The organism is Niastella koreensis GR20-10 (assembly GCF_000246855.1).
Taxonomy (GTDB): Bacteria; Bacteroidota; Bacteroidia; order Chitinophagales; family Chitinophagaceae; genus Niastella; species Niastella koreensis.
The window spans coordinates 5,504,321-5,527,056 of sequence record NC_016609.1 but is presented as its reverse complement, the minus strand read 5'-3'; the positions used below and the strand labels follow the sequence as shown (position 1 = coordinate 5,527,056).

Genomic DNA, 22,736 nt, shown 5'->3' with positions numbered 1-22,736 from the left:
AAAGGAAATACAGTTAACAAGTTAACAGGTTAACAAGGAATATAAAAAAGCGCGGCTCGCCATCAATGGCGAGCCGCGCGTGTATAATAACCTGTTAACTTTTCAACTTGTCAACTTGTCAACCCTGTCAACTTTATCAACCCCACCCCCTAAGCTGCCTTAGATATATATCTAACCAAACTTCTCTTAGCCACCGGCAACAGCGTCTCCGATATAGGAAACGTTAACTCCGTTTCAATCGAATACACCGCAGGATTGGGCAGGTCTTTCTTATTACGTAACAGCTCCGCTTTTATATTCTCATACGTATTCACTATGTTTCTTTCCCATTCGCTTACATACTCGGTCCTGATGGCGCGGTACTTCTCATCGTGCTTTTCAAAAAAGCTCAGGCGGAACTGATACACGAGTGTTTTGCGGTAAGTACCTTCGCTTAAAAAGAAATAGCCTTCGTGCGTATCCAGCGGCACCAGTCCAACCGGAAAGATGTTCAGCTTGTCTTCCACAAACTCATAGATCTCGGTACCGCTGCTGATGGCGGTTTTTAGTTTATCGGCAGAGAAAGTGATAATGTCTTCCAGTTCCAGCATCATTTCATCATCCTCGATGATCTGCTCGTACAGTAATTGTAATTTCTCTATTTGCACCCCGGTTAACTTTTTGGGGAATTGTTCCTGTAAGAATTTCTTGTTTTCCTTTAAAGCCTGCAGGTTGTTGTAATGAAAGATCACATCAGATAATTGTGGATACAATTTTGATTCAGTGAAGTATTGGTTTACCTGTTGCAGATAGGCAAGGAGGGTATATTTCTTTAACTCGAAATCAATATAGCCTTCGGCAAACCATGTTTCTGAAAGCGTCTTCATATGATTACGTTTAGGTTTTAGAAAAAGAGCCGTTCAAATCGATAGTTCCATTGGCAAACAGGAGGGTTTGTCGCTACTATCAATTTACAAAAAAAAGACGATGTCCCGAAGAGATGGTTTAATTATTTTCCGTTAAACAGTATATAAAATCAGTGCGGTTGTGTAAACACAGGCCATTTTATTAACGTACACTTTTATGGCTTAGTATGTGAGGGCAGAGGGCAGAGTTTCAAGCTTTAAGCGTCAAGCTGCAAGCTATTAGCCGTCGCGGCAACAAATACAGCTATAAGCCAAAAGGTTAAAGGCTAAAGCAAATACAGCGTTTCTCTTTAAGCTTTCAGCTTTGACCTTTGGGCTTTAACCTGTAGTCTCCCTATACGAAAAAAGCCACTCCGGTTAGGGAATGGCCTTTTTATACATTTATATCAGTTCTTATATTGTTCTGTCCGCAGAAAAGTTCTCCAGCTCCTTGGCTACTGCACCCAGGAAGGTAGAACCCAGGGCACCATCGATTACGCGGTGATCGTACGACAGCGACAGGTACATCATGTTGCGGATGGCAATAAAGTCACCCTGTTCGGTTTCAATTACCACCGGTCTTTTTTTGATAGCACCGGTTGCCAGAATAGCTACCTGGGGTTGGTTGATGATGGGCGTACCCATTAAGCTGCCAAACGTACCTACATTGGTTATCGTAAAGGTGCCACCCTGGGTATCATCGGGTTTTAATTTGTTGTTGCGGGCCGCATTCGCCAGTGAATTCACCTGGCGGGTCAATCCAACCAGGTTCAGCTGGTCGGCGTTGCGGATAACCGGAACGATCAGGTTACCGGTGGGCAGGGCGGCGGCCATGCCTATATTGATATCTTTCTTTACGATCAGTTTATCACCATCCACACTGCTGTTGAGCCATGGATATTTTTTAATACAGCGAATAATGGCTTCAATGAACAACGGCGTAAAGGTGAGTTTTTCGCCTTCCTGTTTTTCAAACTGTTTTTTAACCTTATCGCGCCAGTGCACCAGGTTGGTTACATCGCACTCAGTAAAGCTGGTTACGTGTGCGCTGGTATCCTGGCTGCGGATCATGTGCTCAGAGATCATTTTACGCATGCGGTCCAGTTCAACGATCTCAACATTACCGCTGTACGATTGAATATGTTGCTGAGGCTGTGGTTCAACCTGTCTAACCTGAGGAAGTATAGTAGGCGTGGTGTCTTCCTGTTTGTGAACAGGCGTGGCAGTAACGGTATGTGCGGTGGAAATGCCTGGTTTGCCGGCTTTCTTATTGGCTACATACTGCAGAATGTCTTTTTTGGTAACACGCCCATCGGTTCCTGAACCGGGAATATTTTCCAGTTCGCTGAAGGGAACGCCTTCGCTGGTAGCAATGTTCAGCACCAGGGGCGAGTAAAAACGGGCGCCGTTCTGGGCAGCAGGCTGGTGTGTAAACGAGTCAGTGGCTACCGGTTGGTGATACACCTCATCCGGTACAGCGCGGTTCACGGCTATTTCAACCGCCGGACTGGTAACCACCGGCGTATTTGTTGTGGCAGGTTCTGCAGCATTTGACCTGATGCGGGCCAGCACGGTACCAACAGGCACCACATCGTTTACTTTGAAAAAGGTTTCTTCTATTACACCCTCGGCCACAGAAGGTACTTCACTGTCCACCTTATCAGTGGCAATTTCAAGTACTGCCTCATCCATCTTCACCGTTTCACCGGGGTTTTTAAACCACTTTAAAATAGTGGCTTCTGTAATACTTTCACCCATTTTAGGCATCACCAGGTCAACTAGAGCCATATGCAATTGCAGGTTTTGTTTCCCGATTTTTCGATCGGGAAGGTTTACGATTTCTTCTCTTGGATTCGGGACGGATTAACAACTGAAGCTGCGAACTTATTAATTAATACGCAAATCGCAACATCTGGTCGGCGCGAAGATAATGATTTATACTAACAAGTGTTTGCTTACGCGTTCTCCACTATAAATTTCCGCAACAAATTCAACGCCTGGGTCGCCGTCATTTCAATATTCCGGTCCCTGTCGAACCGGAACTGAAATTTCTGGGTCACCAGCTTATGTTTGTCGCCAGCCGCTATCCAAACGGTGCCTACAGGTTTTTCAGGCGAACCGCCATCGGGACCCATAATACCTGAAACAGCTACGGCATAATCAGTGTTCAGTTTTGCCAGTACGCCGGCGGCCATTTCGGTCACCACCTCTTCACTCACTGCCCCCATCTTTTGAAGAATGATGGGCGATACCTGCAGCTGGTTGATCTTTACTTCGTTATCGTAACTTATTATGCTGCCTTTATATATGTTGCTGGCGCCCGGGATGGCAGTAATAAGGTGTGCAATATACCCACCTGTACAACTTTCTGCCGTGGCCATAGTCTTGTTCTTCGAGCGCAGCAGTTTACTCAGCGCCATAGGCAGGCTCGCATCCTCGTCAATCACCAGCCATTCCTGTACCAGTTTCTTTAATGTGGCAAACTCCCTATCCAACTCCTCTTCCAACCGGGCTTTATCCGTACTCCATCCGGTGATGCGCAACCGTACCATGCCATAGTTGGGCAGGTAGGCGAGCTTCAGGTGAGCAGGCAGTTTTTCTTCCCAGTGTTGAATGGCCTCTGCCAGGAACGATTCGCCCACGCCGGCTGTCAACATGGTCCTATGTCCGATGAACGGCATGATAAAACGTTGCTGTAAGCGGGGCAATACTTCGGTGGTGATCAGTCCCTTCATTTCATGCGGTACCCCGGGTAAGGAAACAAATACTTTGCCTGCTTTTTCAAACCACATGCCCGGCGCTGTGCCACGGGCGTTGGGCAACACCGTGCAAACATCCGGCACTTCTGCCTGTTTCAGGTTGCGCTCTATCATGGGACGGCGAAATACCTGTTCAAACAGGTATACCACGTGTTTACGTACTTCCTCATTCATTACCAGTTTGCCGCCAAAATATTCGGCCAGCACCGGTTTGGTTATATCATCGGCAGTGGGGCCCAGTCCGCCCGTCATGATTATGATATTGCTATCGCGGCTTTCCTCATCAAGGGCGCGTTGAATTTCTTCTTTGCTGTCACCTACAGCCACTCTTCTTTTTACCCATACCCCAATCTTGTTCAGTTCCTGCGAAATAAAAGCGCTGTTGGTATCTATTACCTGGCCTATCAGTAATTCATCACCAATGGTTATAATGGAGGCGACTATTCTTTCCATAGCTATTTATTCGGGACAAATGTAGTAAAACCGCTTCAAGCTACAAGCCGCAAGCTACAAGCAAATACAGGGCTGAAAGTAAAAAAGGAAAAAGGCCGCGACGCGGAAATTTGCAGGTGAGTGAGTTACCTATTTTTAAGACACTTGTACATTCGCGAACCCACTCACCACTCACTACTCACCACTCACTTGCAACTTATGATCAAGGAACGCCTACTTTTCACTAATTTCCCTTCATGAAAAAACTCCTGCTGCTCATTTTTATAACAACGCTTGTCAGTACAGGTAAAGCGCAAACCATACAGGTAAAACTGGCGAATGCAGTAAAGCAGTTTGAAGCAGATGGCCAGATGCAGCATGGCATTATCAGTTTATATGTAATTGATGCAAAAACCGGGAAACCCGTATACGAGCACAATGAGCAGATAGGACTGGCAGCCGCCAGTACGCAGAAACTGTTTACCAGTGCCGCTTCGTTTGACCTGCTGGGCAGCACTTACCGGTACAAAACCATTGTGGGGTATAATGGAAAAATTGAAGATGGCGTGCTTACCGGCAACCTGCATATTAACGGCTATGGCGACCCTACATTCGGCAGCTGGCGCTGGAACGATACTAAGGAAGATGTAGTGTTAAAAAAGATAGCCGGGGCATTGGAAAAGGCGGCCATCAAAAGAATTTCGGGAAATATTTTGCTCAATGATTCTGCTTTTTCCCTGCAACCGCTGCCAGGCGGCTGGATCTGGGACGACATTGGTAATTATTACGGGGCAGGCAGCTGGGCCCTCAACTGGCACGAAAACCAATACGATCTGTACCTGAAGCCGGGAAAAAAAGAAGGTGACATTACCAGTATTGTAAAAACAGAACCTCCTTTTCAGGCAGCGGAGCTTGTTAACCAGATAAAAACGGGGGGCAAGGGTAGTGGAGATAACGGCTATATTTATTTACCGCCCTATTCGTTGAATGGATTTACGGATGGTTCTATTCCCCAGGGGAGCGAATCCTTTGCTATTTCCGGTGCCGTTCCAAATGGACCATTATTCTTTTTAGCCGAATTGCAGGAGTTCTTACAACAACAGAAAATTGCAGTAACCGGTAATTACAGGACCTACGTTCAAAATGCCAGTAAAGAAAAATGGCCGGCCATGCAACAGGAATTAATTACGCTTTTGTCGCCACCGATGGACAGCATCAATTACTGGTTCCTGCGCAAAAGCATTAACCTGTATGGCGAAGTGCTGATAAAAACCATGGCGCGGGAAAAAAACGGTGTAGGTACTACCGATGCTGGCGTTGAACTGGTACGTAATTTCTGGAGTGAGCGGGGAATTGATAAAGGCGCCATACATATGATCGATGGCAGCGGATTATCGCCCCAGAACAGGGTAACAACGGCGGCCGAAGTAAAAGTGCTGGAATATGCCAAAACCCGGCCCTGGTACCCCGCATTTTACAATGCCCTGCCCGAATACAATGGTATGAAAATGAAAAGCGGGTCCATTGGCGGCGCGCGCGCCTTTGCCGGTTATCATACGGCCAAAGACGGCAAACAATACATTTTTTCCATCATCGTAAATAACTACGATGGCTCACCGGTAGAGATCGTAAAGAAGATGTATGGGGTGCTGGATGTGTTAAAGTAGTTTGTGGTTTGACTGCAAACAACAAACTACAAACTAAAGAATAGTTTCAATTTATCATACAATTCAACCGGCATGGTCGTCTTCTGCATTTCCCTGGCGGTCACAAAAAACAGCACCACCCGCCCTACAGTTAACAATTTCCTGTTCTCATTGAACACCTCCGAGTGAAATTCAATTTTATGATCGGTGGGTAATTCTTTCAGGGTAGTCCTGATTGTCAGCAGATCGTCATAATGAGCGGTACGCAGGTAGCGGCAATGCATTTCCACCACCGGCATAATTACGCCCATCGCTTCCATATCCTTATAGGTAAAACCCAACTGGCGAATAGATTCTGCGCGGCCGACTTCAAAGTACTGGGCATAATTACCATAGTACACGACATTCATCTGGTCGGTTTCGGCATAACGAACACGGATCTGCGTCTCGGATATAAACATATGAGTGGTGAGTTGTCAATTGTGAAGGGTGAGTAGTGAGTAGTCAGTAGTGAGTGGGCTCGCTATTATTCAGACTCCCGAACAATCGGAAACTTACTCACTACTGACTACTGACAACTCACTATTTTATTTCCCCATAGCACCATCGATGCTGTATTTACCGGGGCCCATTAATAAAACACTTAAGAAGGCGGCAAAGAAAAGAACGCCGGATTCATGATGCACATCATAGCTTTTATTAACCAGGAAAACAATTACTGCAAAGTTGATCACAACGGGAATGGCCATAATACGGGTGAACAGTCCCAGCACCATAAATACGGTGCAAAACACTTCTGCAAAAAGAACCAGCATCAGCGTTGGCATCCCACCAATATGGAACGGGTCGGCTATGCTAACCCTGTATTTGGCAAAATTCTGCAGTTTGTCAATTCCATGATTGAGAAGGAGCAGTAAACCGAAAGTTACCCGGATCACCAGTGCGGCAATGTTAAAGGATGTTTCAGAACAGGCGGTGCTCAATAGTCTTTTCATGAGTTCGTTTTTAAGGTAGCTCAAAAATAGGGGATTTGTTTTTTTCACATTTAGTATTAAAAAGAATTGTTAATACCCCTACTTATCCACAACTGTTTGGAACGATGTTTGGTTTAAGGTAAAATATTTAGAACCTTTACGAAGTTTTACCTATCACCTTAAGGACACTGGAATGAAACAAACGACAGCTCTCATAACCCTTTTAGGTCTTTTTCATTTTTCCTATGCCCAGCAAACCCGTGAATTAACAGATCCCCAGGCAACTTTCAAGCAAGCTAAAGAGTTCTACCAACGGGAGCAATACAGTCTGGCATATCCACTTTTAAAAGACCTGCAATCACAACAAACATCTGCCGACCGTAGTAGCCAGGCTATTACCTATCAGGAAATAAAGTACTACACCATCGTTTGTGCGTTGAAGCAAAATGAGGAAGGCGCCGTAGTGCAGGCACAAAAATTTATTGAAACGGAAGATAATGTGGCCCGGGTGCAAATGATGAGTTTTCACCTGGCGGAATACTATTTCCGTAAAGACGACCTGGCTGCAGCCGGTTCTTTATATGAAACTACCTCCATCGCCAACCTCAGCAACCGCGAAGTGGCCGATATGAAGTTTCACCAGGGATATGTATACTTTACGTTAAAACAATATGATAAAGCCAAACCAAAGTTTGATGTCATCAGGCAGGATAAAAACGATCCCAACTATGCCGATGCCAACTACTATTACGGCTTTATTTGTTTTTACGAAAAGCGCTACAACGATGCGCTCACTGCCTTTTCGGTGGTGGAAGATCACCCCACGTATGGAAAAGTAGTGCCCTTTTACATTGCCGGTATCAAATACTCGCTGGGGCAAAAAGAACAGGCCCTGCAATATGCCGAAGCAAAATTGAAGAGAGGCAACCTCACGTATGAAAATCAGATGCGCCAGATGGTGGGGCATGCCTATTTTGAGAAAAAACAATTCGATAAAGCCCTGCCTTACCTGGAAACCTATGTGAACAAGGCCGACAGTGTAAAACGCGAAGATATTTACGAGCTCTCGTATTGTTACTATGAAGCGAAGAACTGGAATAAGGCCATAAACGGGTTCAAACAGATCAGCGGAAAAGAAGACTCCCTGGCGCAGAACGCTATGTACCTGCTGGGTGACGCCTATTTAAAAACCGGGCAAAAAGCCAATGCCCGCAACGCTTTCCTGATGTGCGCCCGCAACAGCAGCAATGCCAAACAACAGGAAGTTTCGCAATACAACTACGCCAAATTATCGTACGAGCTCGGTTATCAGGATGTGGCGCTGGACGAGTTACAGGAGTTTCTGAACAAGTATCCGCAATCGGAATACACCAACGAAGCCAAGGAGCTGCTGGTAAATATGCTGGCCAGCACCAATAACTATAAAGACGCCCTCACCTTACTGGAAAGCGTAAAGAACCCATCGCCCAATGCCCGCAAATTATACCCGGTTGTTTTATACGGCCGGGCCACTGAATTAATAAACGATGGCATGCTGGTAAGCGCCAATGACCTGCTTACTAAAGCCGAGGCCGACGCGAACAATACCGGCGTATTACCACAAATAGATTTCTGGAAAGGCGAGATCTCCTACCGCCTGAACAAGCTGGATGATGCCATTCGCTACTATTTTGAATACCTGAAACGTCCCATTTCATATATAGAAATAAACCCGGCCAATGCCAATTACAACCTGGGGTATTGCTTTTTGAAAAGAGAGAACTATAACCAGGCGCTGGGATTTTTTGAGAAAGTGGTGAAAGACCCGAAGATCAATGCCGGTACGCTGGAGCAGGATGCTTATGTACGCAGCGCGGATTGTTATTATATGAACCGCAATTTCAAACAGGCGCTGGCCATGTACGACAAAGTGATCAGTTACAGCTGGGCGGCAGGCGACTATGCTACCTTTCAAAAAGCCATGATCACCGGGGTGAGCAATGAAAAAGAAAAGATCAACCTGCTGGCTACCATCAGCCGTCGTTACCCGCAATCGAATTTATCGGCCGATGCCAATATGGAAGTGGCTAATACCTATATCGCGGCTGAACAGTTCCGCGAAGCCATTCCTTACTTAAAGAATGTGATCAGCGACCCGCTTTCATCCCTGAAGCCAAAGGCATATTTGAAAATGGGGATCGCTAATTACAACCTGAATAACGATAATGAAGCGCTAAAACAATACACTACCGTACTGCAGCAGTTTCCCAATTCACCGGAAGCGGATGCTGCCCTGGAGAATGCGCGGATCATTTATGTAGAACAGGGCAAAACAAGTGATTACGTAGCCTTTGCCCGCTCAATGGGTAAGGAAATTACCAGCAACCAGGAAGATGAACTGATGTACCAGCAGGCCGAAGTGCAATTCAACAATGGCAACTTCCCCGTGGCAGCCAAGAAATTTGAGGAATATCTTACCCGTTTTCCCGATGGCAAGTTTGCCCTGGAAGCTTTGTACTACAAGAGCGAAATTTATAATAACGCAAAAGATTATGCAAAAGCCGCCGAAGGGTATGAGAAATTGTCAGACCTGGTGCCCAATAAATTTGGGGAGAAAGCTTTGCTGAATGCGGCGCGCCTGAACTTTTTTGAACTGAAGAATTATGAGAAGTCGGAGAAATATTTTACCAAACTGAAAGAGTTTGCCACCTCACAGGAGAACAAACTGGAAGCTATGCGTGGCCTGCTGCGCAGCCAGTTCCAGCTTCAAAAATGGAATGACGCCGTTACCAATGCCAAAGACCTGTTAACGCAGAAAGGCATCGGGTCCGACGATAAAGTGATTGCAAATATGGCCATCGCCAAATCATTCCAAACATCCAATCAATACGATCAGGCCATCAGTTATTACCGCCAGGTTGTATCGTTGAACAAATCGGCCTATGGGGCAGAAGCGCGGTATGAAATTGCCAATTGTTTCTTTGTGCAGGACCGACTGAGCGATGCCGAGAAAGCGGCGTTTGAAGTGGTGAACAAATCAGGTTCCTACGAAACCTGGGTAACCAAAGCCTATTTGTTACTGGGCGATGTGTACCTGAAGGAAAAAGATTATTTCAATGCCAAGGCCACGTACCAAAGTATTGTAGATAATGCCAAGCTCGAAGACCTGCGGCAGGAAGCGGATCGGAAGCTTAAAATAGCGCAGGAGGAAGAGAAGAAGAATAGTAAGGTGGGTGGCTAGTTGGCCAGTTAACCAGTTGACGAGTTGATCAGGAGAGTTGATAGGGTTGACAAGTTAACAAGTTGATAAAGGGCGAAGGATGAAATGAGTGGAAGTAGAAAATATTGAGAAATGTTACCACGTCGCGACCCCACTCACAACTCACAACTGACAACTCACAATTCCGATTCACGATTTCAAACGAATTATCATTATTCAAATGAATAAACAATTTATAGCAATAGTTTTCTTAACTGGTACTCTTACCACTGCAAAGGCGCAGGAGCCCAATAAAGGAAAGACCATTGATGTAACCTCTCAGTTTAAACCGGTATTACGGGAAGCATCGAAGATCAATTTTAATGCAACCGAGCCCGCGGTAGATACTACCAAACCCAGGCTCATTTACAATATACCTTCACAGAATTTATTTTTCAGTTATCAGCCCGCAGGTGTAAACCCCGTGGCGTTGAAAGTAGATTCCATCAATAGCTGGCAATACAGCAATTATATAAAAGCAGGTATAGGTAATATACATCAGCCCTATATAAAAGCCGGGTTCAGCTTTGGCGATGGCAAACAAACCTTCTTTAATTTATTTGCCAATCACTATACCTCAAAAGGCGATCTGCCGTTTCAAAAGAACAGTCAAACCAGTGTAGGCGCCGCAGCTACCTATAAAACCAATAAGAACCTGGAGTGGAATGGCCGTTTGGGTTTCCGCAGCGATGATTATTATTTATATGGGTTCCAGCCCGATTCGTTGAAGAGCATCTATACTAAAGACGATCTGAGACAGCGCTTTCAAACCATTGAAGGGAAAATCGATTTCCGCAATATTGCGCCCACTGAATATGGATTGAATTATCACCCGAGCATTAAAGTAAGCGGCTTCAGCGATAACATCAGCAACACACCAAAAGGAAGCGAGACCAATACAGTAGTGAACCTGCCACTGGAGAAAACCTTTGGGGAGAAATTCGCTTTTGGCCTGGGCGCTACTGCCGACCTCACCAATTACAAGTTTGGCGATAAAAGCAATAAAACAACTATCCAGAATAATTTATACCAGTTAGCAGCCGCCTTGTCGCTTAAAACCGATAATGTGTTTTTGCATGCCGGTATTTTGCCAATCTGGGACAATAAGGATTTTCATATGTTGCCCGATATCATGGCCGATATCACTACCGACGACAAGAAATTTACCCTGCAACTGGGTTGGGTAGGGGGCTATCAAAAAGGTTCATACCAGCGACTGGCATCTATTAATCCATTCCTGGCACAGCCCGATACCCTGATGAATACCCGAACCATTGAAATGTATGGCGGCATCAAAGGATCATTGGGCGACCATTTCTCTTATTCAACCAAAATAGGGGTGATCACTTATCACAACATGCCTTTGTTCGTGAATAATTTTGTAACCGATTCTACCGGCAAAAACTTCCTGATCCGCTACGAGCCAAAGATGAACAACCTGCAAATACATGGAGAGCTGGGTTATACCATTGGTGAGGAGTTCAGCGCTACCGCCGGACTTACCTGGAACAGTTACTATAATCTGAAGCAGGAAAAAGATGCCTATGGTTTAATTCCAGTGGAATTTAACGCCGCCGTTCACTGGCAGATGGTGAAAGACCTGTTCTTTTACACTGAACTGTGGGCCTGGAACAAACCCAGGTACCTCGGCAAAAATGGCGACAGCTTTAAAGGCGATAAAGCCTTTGACCTGAATGCAGGCGTGGAGTATAAGATCACAAAGAACTTTAATTTGTGGGTGCAGCTTAATAATTTGTTAAATCAGGATTACCAGCGCTGGAACCAATACCATGTATTTGGCTTCAGCTTTATGGGCGGCCTAACTTATTCATTTAATACAAAATAGAGGCAAAAGCCCAAAGGATAAAGCCGAAAGCCTAAAGCAACGAACCTGGTATTTTGCTTTAGGCTTTCGGCTTTTAGCTTTCAGCTGTTCTGGGGATAAAGGTTTTACGTATTTTGTGTTTCCATTACCGGAAAATTTTTGTTCTTTGCAGAAGTAAACAAAGGATATTATTATGAATAATGTGCTGGTAAGTTATCTGCTTCAACATAAAAGCATCAGTATTCCTGGGCTGGGTTCAATGTATATTGAGCGCATTCCGGCGCAAACTGACTTTGTGAACCGTCGTATTCTCCCCCCTGACTATCATTTCCGTTTTGATAAATATTTTGATGCCCCGGATAAGGATTTTTTCACCTATCTGGCCAAGCAGCAGAACATTGCCGATTATGAAGCCATTAAATGGTATAATGAATGGGCCTATGAACTGCGCAGCAAATTGCGCGAAGGACAGGTGATTGAGTGGGCTGGCATAGGCACCCTCAAAAAAGACATATCAGGAGAAATTGTATTTGAATCAGCCGGCCGCATACCCAGTATGCAGGAACCAACGCCGGCCAATCGCGTTATACATACCCACACCCAGCATACCATGCTGGTGGGCGACCAGGAAGTGACCCGCAAGATCTCTAATATAGACGCTGCACCCGCTGCCACGGCAGAGGAGAACAATGTAGCGCCGGGCGAGGAACAGGCTCCCAATCCCAACGAGCCCTATCAGTATCCCTGGGAAGAAGAGAAGCCGAAAAAGAGAGGCTGGTGGTTTTTTGCCCTCTTCTTAGCCGCAGTGGCGCTGGGATTGATCTTTTTTAGGGTGTATAAGAGCGGATTTGTTACTTCTGCCGCCGGAAATCACCAGCAGATCAATGCAGCACCTTAATTTTCTTTTAAACTAAAGGGATTCTTTCTTTTCTTTGCAGGCATTAAAAATCTGATGTCGTCACCTATACACTATACTAACTGCCCTGCCTGCGGTTCGTCTGACATAAAGCGCGTATTGGCAGCGAAAGACCATACCGTATCGCATAAAACGTTTGAGATCTGGGAATGCAGCCGTTGTACTTTGCGTTTTACGCAGGACGTACCCCAACAGGATGATATAGCCGCATATTATCAATCGGAAGACTATATTTCACACAGTAATACCAGCAAAGGACTGGTGAACAGGTTATACCTCAGTGTGCGCGAACGTAGTTTGAAAAATAAAAGGAAACTGGTACAATCCTATACCAACGCCGAAAGCATGCCCCGCCTGCTGGACGTTGGTTGTGGTATAGGTTCTTTTATGGACCATATGCGGCAGCATGGCTGGGTGGTAGAAGGAGTTGAACCCAGTGAAGTGGCCCGGCAAAATGCCGTTAAGCAGTATGGCTTGCACGTATATCCCCCCGATAAATTCTTCGATCCTGCTTTAGGCAATTTTGATATTATTACCATGTGGCATGTGCTGGAGCATGTGCACCTGTTGAATGAATATATGTACCGGCTGAAGGAATTGCTGCGTCCACAGGGCGCGCTCTTCATCGCCGTTCCCAACTATACCAGCCTCGACGCTTCCAAATATGGTGAGAATTGGGCCGCCTGGGATGTGCCCCGTCACCTGTATCATTTCTCACCGGAATCTATGCGGCAGTTGGTCGAAAAACATGGCCTCACATTACGTTCGGTAAAACCCATGTGGTTCGATAGTTTTTATGTAAGCATGCTGAGCGAGAAATACAAAACCGGAAGACAAAGCGTGCTTAAAGGCGGTATTATGGGTGGAATCTCCAATCTTAACACCCTCTTCCATAAAGAACAGTGCAGTTCGCTGATCTATGTGATCGGTAAATAATGTTACAGGTTCCATGTTGCAGGCTTTGGGGGCAAACCCCTGCATAACCTGAAACCTGGAACCTGAAACTTGTTATTTGCAACTGCCGGTTAAAACAACCAGTACAATAATTTACTGCACTTTTATTTCATAAAGGAACGGCCATCTTTTACCTGTAACCAAAAATTGGTTGGTCTCTTTGTTATAGGCAATGCCGTTCAGTACATCGGCGCCTGGACGCAGCGAGGCCGCTTCTTTCTGCAGGTTTTCCAGGTTGATCTTTCCTACTACACTGCCTGTGCCGGGGTCAATTTTGAGGATGTAATTCGTTTCCCACTGGTTGGCGTAAATAAACCCGTTTACATACTCCAGCTCGTTTATATTGGTAATGGGGCCGTTGTTATCGGTTACCCGCAGAATGTTGGCTATTTTTAACGAGTCGGGGGTAAGATAATACAGGTTGCTGCTGCCGTCGCTCATGATCAGGTGGGTACTGTCGTGGGTAAGTCCCCAGCCTTCCTTGGCAGGGATCTTGAATTCTTTTATGAGTTTGAACGTATTGGCGTCGTATACAAAGCCGGTACCGCTGGTCCAGGTGAGGTGGTACAGTTTATCTCCAAAAAAGGTAATGCCTTCGCCGAAATACTTGGTTTTATCCAGTTTAACTTTGGAAGTGACCTTACCGGTTTTCAGATCGGCTATGCCCAGTTCGGAGGGGTAGGGGCTTTCATCGGCATTGCCGCCCGAACTCTCGAACAACTGGCCATTATGGAACTCCAGGCCTTCGGTAAAATAGGCAGTGTCATGAGGGTATTTGTTAACTACCGCATATTGAATGACCGGAGGGGCTGCATTGGCGTTATTATTGGTTTCCCCGGTATTATTAGTGCCTGCATCGGTATGATCATTACAGGCAGCCAGGGCGGTCAGTATAACGATAGCTGCAAAAAGTACTTTCTTCATAATATCGTAATATGTGCTAAGCTTTCAAAAATACGATCGGAAAGATAAGTAAAGCTTGTAGAATTATTAATTTTTGAATTTATTGGGGAAATTTCAACCAGGTTACCATGGCATGTCCAAAAGAGTTTACTAATATTTTTGTTAAAGACTCCAAAAACAGGGGATTGCATTTAGTGTTCTATAACAGGGAAAATAAAAATGCACTCTTGTATGACGGGATCTTTTTTGCATATAATTTGAATGTTACGATAGATGAAAAACAACTGACAGAATTAAATTACTCATTGAATAACAAGAATGGGAATTTGAAAATTCTATCGGTTCGTAATGATTATGACATCTGCTTCATTGTATTTGAGAGCGGCGATATTTTTCAGCTGTCTTATATGATGGACGATGAGAACTCACCTCAACGGTTATTTATTCATAAACCAGGTAGTGAATCCTATCTGTGGGCTTTGAAAAGCGCCGATCGCTATGAGGAAGATGATATTCCGCAGGATACCTCGGTGAACTACCAGGATTGGTACAATCGAGGGGAATAAACAGGTAAATCAGAAAAGGAAGTGATTAGAAATGCTTTGTTTGAATTTGATTGGGAATACCGGGATGATGAAGTGGAACTTAAAAAATTAAATTCATAAGGCTGTTGCAACTGTATTTCTGACCTTTTATTCATTACTCCTGCTAAATTTTTTGCAGATGTAATTTTTTTATCTGAAATTAGGATTGCGATAAAACCAAAACTTGCCATTTTGAACGATCCTAATCATATCAGATCGCTGCAGGAGCGTATAGCTTTGTATGAAGATATGCAGGCTTATCACGAGCTGTACAATCTTTTCTTTCATAACCTCCATCGTTTTTGCTTTTCATTTGTAAAGTCAGCCGAAGCAGCCGAAGAAATTGTATCTGATGTGTTCATCAAATTATGGCAGATCAGGAATAAGCTGCCCGGGATCACCAATCTGAAAGTATACCTGTACCAGATCGCAAAGAACTTTTGCCTGAATTATATTACCCGCCATTTTAAGAATCCCGTTGCCAGCCTCGATGAAATGGACCTGGAAACGGTTATCAGCCTCGATAATCCCGAAGAGCTCTGTATCTCCGCCGATCTCATCAATACCATTCAACAAACCATCAGGCAATTACCTCCGCAATGCCGCCTCATTTTTCAAATGGTAAAGGAAGATGGCATGCGCTACAAAGAAGTAGCCGACATTCTGCAGGTTTCTGTGCTCACCGTTCGCAACCAGGTGGCCATTGCTACTCAAAAGCTGGCCGCCACCCTCCCGGCTTATATTAGTTTTCAATACAGGATTGGAAGCAGGAAATAATGGTGTTCTGCTTACGCATATACTTATGCAAACTATTTAATTGCAAGAGTCAGAGAACTCTATTGTTTAAAATCTAAATCGATATAGAAGCTTTATAATTGTCTGAATTTGGATTTATGAGACTTTTTGCTACCCGAACCCGTCTGGCTGGGTAGGGGACGAATGGTATGGATCTGGTATGTCTTATTGTCCCCGAATGGTACGGTAATGGTAGGGTTATGGTAGGGTTATACTCAGGGTATTCTCTGGAGATGCTCTACGAACTCTCTGGAGACCCTAGTGCGTATGACCATTCCCAGACAATAACTAGACCATTCTCAGACCATTCCCAGACAATACCCCTACAGTCTGACACCCATTCCGGCACAACCCCACGAAGTCCTTCATCAATTGTATCAACCCTGTCAACTTGCCTCCTGGTCAACCGGTCAACTGGTTAACTGGTCAACTTTATTTTAAATCCCTTGGTACATTTTCTAATTAACCCTTGTCTTAGCCTGTACAGCCAACCATTATGAACGAAGAAAGAGTCTGGTATCTGTTAAGTGTACAGCTTTCGGGGGAAGCTTCTAAAGAAGAACTGGAGGAGTTACAAGCCCTGTTGACGCAGCATCCCGAATGGGGATTGCGCGCCGGCATTATCCGTAATATGTGGAATAACCGGCCGAAAAGGATGGGGGTGGCGCCAGGCCATTTTGATAAACACCTGCAACGATTAAGCAACCACCTGGCGAAACCTGCTTTACAGTTTGAAACAGAAGAAACAGAGATAGAGGCGCCTGTAATGGAAGCAACCAGCCGGCGCAACAGAACGCGTTGGTTATGGGGTGCTGCAGCTGCAGCGGCCTGTTTGTTAATTTGCTTCCTGGTTTTATGGCCGGCAGAAAAAAAGACCAGCAAACCGGTAGCCAGTAACACCATCAGTACCCGCCCCGGTTCCAAATCAAAAGTGGAATTGCCCGATGGTACCCAGGTGTGGCTGAATGCAGATAGTAAATTAACCTATGGCCAGAATTTTTCGGGCAATACCCGCGAAGTGATCCTTACCGGCGAAGCGTATTTCGATGTGGCCCATGCCACTTCGGTAGAAACCGGGCAGCGCATTCCCTTTATTATTCATACCACATCTATAGACATAAAAGTATTGGGTACAGCTTTCAACGTTCGTTCCTATCCCGGTGAAAGCACTACAGAAACCGCGTTGATAAGAGGTTCTGTAGAAGTGACCCTTCATAACAATCCCGATAAAAAGATCATTCTGAAACCTGATGAAAAGCTGATCGTCAGGAACGACAACGCTACCATCATCAGTACCGGGAACGAAAAAAGCGACAGCGTTTCCAATGCAACGGATAACGCGCTCATGATGATGGTGAGCAAATTACATCCCTGTAAACAGGATACCGGCAGCCATTATGAAACCATGTGGGTGAAGAACAAGCTGGCTTTTGAGAATGAGCCATTAGACCGTATGCTGACTGAAATTGAACGGTGGTACAATGTAACCATCCTGCTGAAGAACGGATCGCTGAACAACCAGCATTTTACCGGGGTGTTCGAGAATAAGTCACTGGCAGAGGTAATGGAAGCATTGAGCTATACGCGTGGTTTCCATTATGAAATAAAAGGCGACCAGGTCACTATTTGGTAAAGAACGGGTACGCTATAGACCATGTTATAACGATTGTGTAACCAAAACGATTTGCAATGAAAAATCTAACCTGACTTCGTACAAACAAAAACGGAGAATGTTGGCGCATTCCCCGTGGCTGTTAAAATCAGAAAATCTTCTTGCTTCAGGAAATTCTCATCCTTTAACACTTCAAAACTAAGTTATGAAAAAAAATGGATGTAGGGCATTCTCATGCCCTGCCCCTGTTATCAAATGTTTGCTGCTGATGAAATTGACTGTTCTGCTTATTTGCTTTTTTTCTTTTCAGTCCATTGCGCATGTTGGATTTGCCCAGGAGAAGGTTACCCTGAAGCTGGCAAACGCATCATTGAGAACTGCTTTTAAAATAATTGAACGGCAAACTTATTTCAGGTTTGTATATAATGAAGAAATATTACCCGCCGAACAAAAGATCAATATCAATGTACAGAGCGAGCCGGTTAGTAATGTGCTGAAACAACTGTTGAATAAAACGGAGCTCACTTTTAAAATTGTCGGCAACGATCTGATTGTAATTTCTACCGAACAAAAAAATGCGGCCGAAGAGCGAATACCCCTGGCTTTTGAAGTAACAGGCCGGGTAAGCGATGCGCGCAACAATCCATTGCCTAATGTAACGGTACAGGAAAAGGGCACCAGTATAGGTACTTCCACCAAAGAGCATGGCGTGTTTACCATAAATGTTTCCAGCGAAAAAGCCGTGCTGGTAATAAGTTCCGTAGGTTATCTGGACCAGGAAATACCGGTAAAAGGCCGTCATACCATCGACGTGGTGATGCAGGATAATGTGGCCGACTTGAACCAGGTGGTGGTGATAGGGTATGGTACCCAAAAGAAAGCCGATGTTACCGGTTCAGTGGTATCGGTACCCAAAGCCCGGTTGAGTGAATTGCCGGTGACGAATGTGTACCAGGCCATGCAGGGCGCCGTAGCTGGTTTGAATATAACCCAAAATTCCTCGGTACCAGGCAGCGGCGCTACTGTAACCGTACGCGGTATCAATTCTGTAAATGCCAACAGAACGCCATTCATCGTAGTAGATGGAATTCCGTTCAGTACTACCGGTGGTAATATAAACGACATCAACTCAAATGACATCGCTTCTATTGAAGTGTTGAAAGACGCTTCGGCCGTGGCCATTTATGGTACGCGTGGCGCCAATGGTGTAATTCTTATCACCACCAAACGCGGTACAACCGGCAAACCCTTGATCCGCTACAATGGTTATACCGGTATGGAAAACCTGGGCCATATCATGAAGCCGAACAGTCCGGAGGGATATGTACAGAAATATGCCGACTGGTGGAAGCAGGTAAACCCTACCCAAACGCAAACCCAGGTATTACCTAATGCCTATGAAGTGGCGAATTACAATGCCGGCAAAACAGTTGACTGGATAAAAGAAGAAACCCAACAGGGCATTATCCAGGACCATAACGTAAGTGTAGCGGGTGGAACCAAAGATGTGCGGTATTATCTCTCGGGCGAATACCTGAATCAAAAAGGCGTGGTGAAAGGTTATCAATACAAACGCCTGAGCGTTCGTTCCAACCTCGACGTAAACCTGACTGATTTTCTTACAGTAGGAACGTCGCTCTTTTATGCCAATAACAATTATGATGGGGGCAGGGCCAACTTCTACCTGGGGGCAATAATGAGCCCGTATGGAACCCTGCGCAAAGCCAGTGGCGATTATGAAATTTATCCCATGAACCCTGAGTTGTTGTATACAAATCCATTACTGGGTTTATATACCGATCGCACGAACCGGGGCAACAACCTGAACGGAACTTTTTACCTGGAATTGAAACCTGCTATTGTACCGGGATTGAAATACCGCGCCAATGCTGCCTATTCGTACCTGCCCCGCGACAGCGCCAATTATGTGGGGCGCAAGGCCAATGACCAGTTGGGAACCGCCTTTGTAAGCAATGCGTATAATAAGAACTGGCTGTTTGAAAATATTTTAACCTACACCAAAGACTTTGGCAAACACCATATAGACCTTACCGGTTTGTACAGTGCGCAACAAAACGATTTCTTTGGAAGCAGTACAGTGGGTACCGGTTTTGTGAACGATGATCTCTCGTACAAAAATTTAAGCGCTGCGGCTACCCTGAGCGCAGGGTATGTAGGTTACTTCAACGGCGCCAATGTGTACGGTTCCTACCAAACCCGCAGTACCCTGATTTCGCAAATGGGCCGGTTGAATTATAATTACGACAGCCGCTACCTGTTTACGGTTACTGCCCGCCGCGATGGTTATTCCGCCTTTGGCGCCAATACCGACAAATACGGCTTGTTCCCGTCTTTTGCCGTGGGTTGGAACCTCAGCAATGAAAAATTCATGAGCTCGCTCTCCTTTGTAAACAACCTGAAACTGCGGGTGTCCTACGGTAAATCGGGTAACCAGGCAGTAGATCCCAATGGAACGGCCTTTACCGATGCCCCTGTTCGGGTGCCTTATAACGGCATCAGCACCATTGGGGTTGTTACCAGCAATACCATGGGCAATAAAGACCTGCATTGGGAAACCACCAAGGGTTTCAATACCGGGGTAGATTTTTCGGTGCTGAATAACCGCATTACCGGTACTATTGAATACTACATTACCAGAACGGAAGATATTCTGTTAAAGCGCAACCTGCCTACTGCAACCGGTTATCAGAATGTGTGGGATAACCTGGGCAAACTGGCGAATCATGGGTTGGAAATAAGCTTGAACACCATCAACGTAAAGGCCGGGGATTTTAAATGGGAAACCATGTTGAACTTTGCCCGTAACCGCAACAAGATCCTTGATCTGTATGGCGATAAAAAGGATGATCTGGGTAACCGCTGGTTTATTGGTCAGCCCCTGTTTGTAATATACGATTATGTATTACAGGGTGTTTGGCAGCAGGGGGAAGATGCTACTTCGCAGGACAATGGGGCCAAACCCGGCGATTTGAAATTTGCCGATAAAAATGGCAGTAAAACCATTACGGCCGATGATAAACGCATTCTGGGTTCACCTTTACCAAAATGGATTGGTGGCCTTACCAATACTTTCCATTATAAGAACTGGCACCTGAACATTTTTATTCAAACCTTCCAGGGCGCTATTAAAAACAACGTGAACCTTACCTGGGCCGATGAAGCGGGCCGTATGAATACCGCTAAAGAGATCGGTTACTGGACGGCTGATAATAAAAGCAACACGCGGCCTTCCCTGGCTTATACCAACAGCAGGGGATATGGATATGCTTCAAACAATAGTTATACCCGCATAAAAGACGTTACGCTGAGTTACACAACACCGCAACGGTTGTTAACCAAATCCGGGTTGGGCAATCTTACATTTTATCTAAGTGGTCGTAACCTGTATACATTCACCAATTGGGTTGGCTGGGACCCTGAAAATGATTTCACCTTCAGGGGCAATGGCGGTTGGGATAACAACTACCCGCTGGTAAGGTCATTCATATTTGGGGTGAATGTAGGACTCCGTTAATTGATCAACTTAAACTTTACGAAAATGAAAAAGCATATCATCATAATAGTTTGTGTGTGGGGGCTGGTGCAGGGCTTGTCTTCATGCAAAAAAAGTTTCCTCGACGAAAAATTGTATTCCAGCTATGCACCCGAAACCTTGGTTGATTCATTGGGTTTTGATGCTGCTGCCATCGGGATGTATTATCAGCTGGGACTGTTCTTTTCAAAGAGCGATGCGCAGGGCTGGCCCAGCGTTTGGAATGCCGGTACCGATATTGCCTGGGTACCGCCCACGCAAAAGCAGGGCATTGAAGTGCCGTATTACGATTATACCCAGTTGATCTCAACCGATGGCGCTGCCACTTTTACCTGGCAATGGGCGTATCAGTTGATCAATATGTCCAATAACATTATTGCCAATGCCGAAAACCCTGCGCTTACCAAAGTATCGCAGGCTGGTAAAGATGTGTTTAACGGCGAAGCCCGTTTCTTCAGGGCATATGCGTACAATATGCTGGCCACCCTGTTTGGGAAAGTGCCCATTGTTACTGAACCGCTTACCAAGGCAAAAACTGATTTTGTACGGGCGCCGCTCGATGACGTGAATAATTTAATTGTAGCCGACCTCACTTATTCGATCGACAAACTGCCTACCATCGACAATGAGAAATCAAACGCCAGGAACAAATTGTTTGGCAGGGCCAACAAGGCCATGGGGCAGCAATTACTGGCCGAAGTGTATTTGCGTATGGGAAAGAACGATCTGGCCGAAGCGCAGTGTAAGGCCATCATCCAGAGTGGAAAATTCAGTCTTACCACGCAACGCTATGGCATAAGGTCCAGTCAGCCCGGCGACCCATTCTCCGATATGTTTGTTTATGGCAATCAACGCTACGCACAGGGTAATAAAGAGGCCATCTGGGTATTTGAGCTGGAGAACATCAGTTCGGTAGTGGGTGGTTACAGTGGTTCGCCCCAACAACGCCGTAACTGGGGCGCTGCTTATTACCAGATCACCGATATGACCATTTGCGATTCGCTGGGTGGCCGCGGCATTGGCAGAATGCGGTTGACCGATTGGGTGGTATATGGCCTGTATGGAGCGGGCGACATGCGTAATTCGGAGTACAACATCCGCCACAAGTTTTATTACAATACAGCGGGAAAAGCAAGCTATGGCCAGCCGATCCCATATGCCGGTGCCGATACGGTATTTAAAATAGCACCGCATACGACCAAGTGGTATCAGTTTGATCCGAACGATGTGTTCGGGTTTGCCATGGTAAAGGATTTTATCTTAATGCGTTTGGGCGAAACCTATTTGCTGATGGCGGAAGCGCAGTATAAACAGAATAAACTCACGGATGCCGCTGCCTCGCTGAACGTGATCAGGGCCAGGGCCAATGCTGCGCCGGTAGCTGCGAGTGATGTAACCATGGATTATATCCTCGATGAAAGAGCCCGCGAGTTGCTGGCCGAAGAGAACCGCCGCATGACCCTGATGCGCACCAGGACCTTGGTTGACAGAACTACCAAATACAATACCCAGAAAATAAACCCGGTGCTGGGCCTTGCCAGCAAACACCTGTTGTTGCCCGTTCCGCAGTCGGAGCGCGATTTGAACAAAGATGCTGTTCTTGACCAGAATGATGGGTATTAGTAATATCGAATATTGAATGTTGAAGTGAATACAAACTT

Annotated in this window: 16 protein-coding genes; 10 read left to right on the top strand and 6 right to left on the bottom strand. The window is 45.5% G+C overall.

Features of this window, described 5'->3' with window-relative positions; all coding sequences use genetic code 11:
* Window positions 1-149: 149 nt before the first annotated feature.
* From NIAKO_RS21660 to NIAKO_RS21650, 3 genes are all read right to left on the bottom strand, one after another.
* On the bottom strand, window positions 150-866 hold the full coding sequence (locus tag NIAKO_RS21660) for a hypothetical protein (RefSeq protein ID WP_014220589.1): 717 nt from the start codon (window positions 864-866) through the stop codon (window positions 150-152).
* A gap of 432 nt (window positions 867-1,298) precedes the next feature.
* Window positions 1,299-2,672, bottom strand: a complete 1,374-nt coding sequence (locus NIAKO_RS21655; protein WP_014220588.1) for a dihydrolipoamide acetyltransferase family protein — start codon at window positions 2,670-2,672, stop codon at window positions 1,299-1,301.
* 167 nt (window positions 2,673-2,839) lie between these two features.
* Entirely contained in the window at window positions 2,840-4,096 is a 1,257-nt protein-coding gene (locus NIAKO_RS21650; protein WP_014220587.1) for a CinA family nicotinamide mononucleotide deamidase-related protein, read from the bottom strand.
* 236 nt (window positions 4,097-4,332) lie between these two features.
* Between NIAKO_RS21650 and dacB the strand changes: the two genes are divergently transcribed.
* Window positions 4,333-5,742, top strand: coding sequence for a D-alanyl-D-alanine carboxypeptidase/D-alanyl-D-alanine endopeptidase (gene dacB, locus NIAKO_RS21645; protein ID WP_014220586.1), 1,410 nt, complete (start codon window positions 4,333-4,335; stop codon window positions 5,740-5,742).
* Window positions 5,743-5,768: 26 nt separating this feature from the next.
* Here the strand turns inward: dacB and NIAKO_RS21640 are convergent, their stop codons facing one another.
* Together NIAKO_RS21640 and NIAKO_RS21635 are read right to left on the bottom strand one after the other, a co-directional pair.
* On the bottom strand, window positions 5,769-6,182 hold the full coding sequence (locus NIAKO_RS21640; protein WP_014220585.1) for an acyl-CoA thioesterase: 414 nt from the start codon (window positions 6,180-6,182) through the stop codon (window positions 5,769-5,771).
* A 126-nt stretch (window positions 6,183-6,308) separates the two neighbouring features.
* The gene (locus NIAKO_RS21635) at window positions 6,309-6,716 is read right to left on the bottom strand and encodes a DoxX family protein (protein ID WP_014220584.1); all 408 of its coding nucleotides are present in this window, start codon (window positions 6,714-6,716) and stop codon (window positions 6,309-6,311) included.
* 172 nt (window positions 6,717-6,888) lie between these two features.
* On the opposite strand from NIAKO_RS21635, the gene NIAKO_RS21630 reads away from it, so the two are divergent.
* The 4 genes from NIAKO_RS21630 (at window position 6,889) to NIAKO_RS21615 (ending at window position 13,610) form a co-directional block, all read left to right on the top strand.
* Entirely contained in the window at window positions 6,889-9,915 is a 3,027-nt protein-coding gene (locus NIAKO_RS21630) for a tetratricopeptide repeat protein (RefSeq protein ID WP_014220583.1), read from the top strand.
* Between the two features lie 199 nt (window positions 9,916-10,114).
* Entirely contained in the window at window positions 10,115-11,779 is a 1,665-nt protein-coding gene (locus tag NIAKO_RS21625; RefSeq protein ID WP_014220582.1) for a TonB-dependent receptor, read from the top strand.
* A 172-nt stretch (window positions 11,780-11,951) separates the two neighbouring features.
* On the top strand, window positions 11,952-12,656 hold the full coding sequence (locus NIAKO_RS21620; RefSeq protein ID WP_014220581.1) for a hypothetical protein: 705 nt from the start codon (window positions 11,952-11,954) through the stop codon (window positions 12,654-12,656).
* A 54-nt stretch (window positions 12,657-12,710) separates the two neighbouring features.
* On the top strand, window positions 12,711-13,610 hold the full coding sequence (locus NIAKO_RS21615; RefSeq protein ID WP_014220580.1) for a class I SAM-dependent methyltransferase: 900 nt from the start codon (window positions 12,711-12,713) through the stop codon (window positions 13,608-13,610).
* Window positions 13,611-13,721: 111 nt separating this feature from the next.
* On the opposite strand, the gene NIAKO_RS21610 is transcribed toward NIAKO_RS21615, so the two are convergent.
* Window positions 13,722-14,552: a glutaminyl-peptide cyclotransferase gene (locus NIAKO_RS21610; RefSeq protein WP_014220579.1), complete on the bottom strand. Its 831-nt coding sequence runs from the start codon at window positions 14,550-14,552 to the stop codon at window positions 13,722-13,724.
* A 107-nt stretch (window positions 14,553-14,659) separates the two neighbouring features.
* On the opposite strand from NIAKO_RS21610, the gene NIAKO_RS21605 reads away from it, so the two are divergent.
* The 5 genes from NIAKO_RS21605 to NIAKO_RS21585 all read left to right on the top strand — a co-directional run bounded on the left by NIAKO_RS21605 (window position 14,660) and on the right by NIAKO_RS21585 (window position 22,698).
* Window positions 14,660-15,097, top strand: a complete 438-nt coding sequence (locus tag NIAKO_RS21605; protein ID WP_014220578.1) for a hypothetical protein — start codon at window positions 14,660-14,662, stop codon at window positions 15,095-15,097.
* Window positions 15,098-15,307: 210 nt separating this feature from the next.
* A complete protein-coding gene (locus tag NIAKO_RS21600) occupies window positions 15,308-15,892 on the top strand; it encodes an RNA polymerase sigma-70 factor (RefSeq protein ID WP_014220577.1) in 585 nt (194 codons plus the stop codon).
* 514 nt (window positions 15,893-16,406) lie between these two features.
* A complete protein-coding gene (locus tag NIAKO_RS21595; protein ID WP_014220576.1) occupies window positions 16,407-17,543 on the top strand; it encodes a FecR family protein in 1,137 nt (378 codons plus the stop codon).
* Between the two features lie 247 nt (window positions 17,544-17,790).
* Window positions 17,791-21,057 carry a TonB-dependent receptor gene (locus NIAKO_RS21590; protein WP_207622459.1) on the top strand — a complete coding sequence of 1,089 codons (3,267 nt, stop codon included), beginning with the start codon at window positions 17,791-17,793 and terminating at the stop codon, window positions 21,055-21,057.
* A 24-nt stretch (window positions 21,058-21,081) separates the two neighbouring features.
* Window positions 21,082-22,698 carry a RagB/SusD family nutrient uptake outer membrane protein gene (locus NIAKO_RS21585; RefSeq protein WP_014220574.1) on the top strand — a complete coding sequence of 539 codons (1,617 nt, stop codon included), beginning with the start codon at window positions 21,082-21,084 and terminating at the stop codon, window positions 22,696-22,698.
* The last annotated feature ends 38 nt before the right edge of the window (window positions 22,699-22,736 follow it).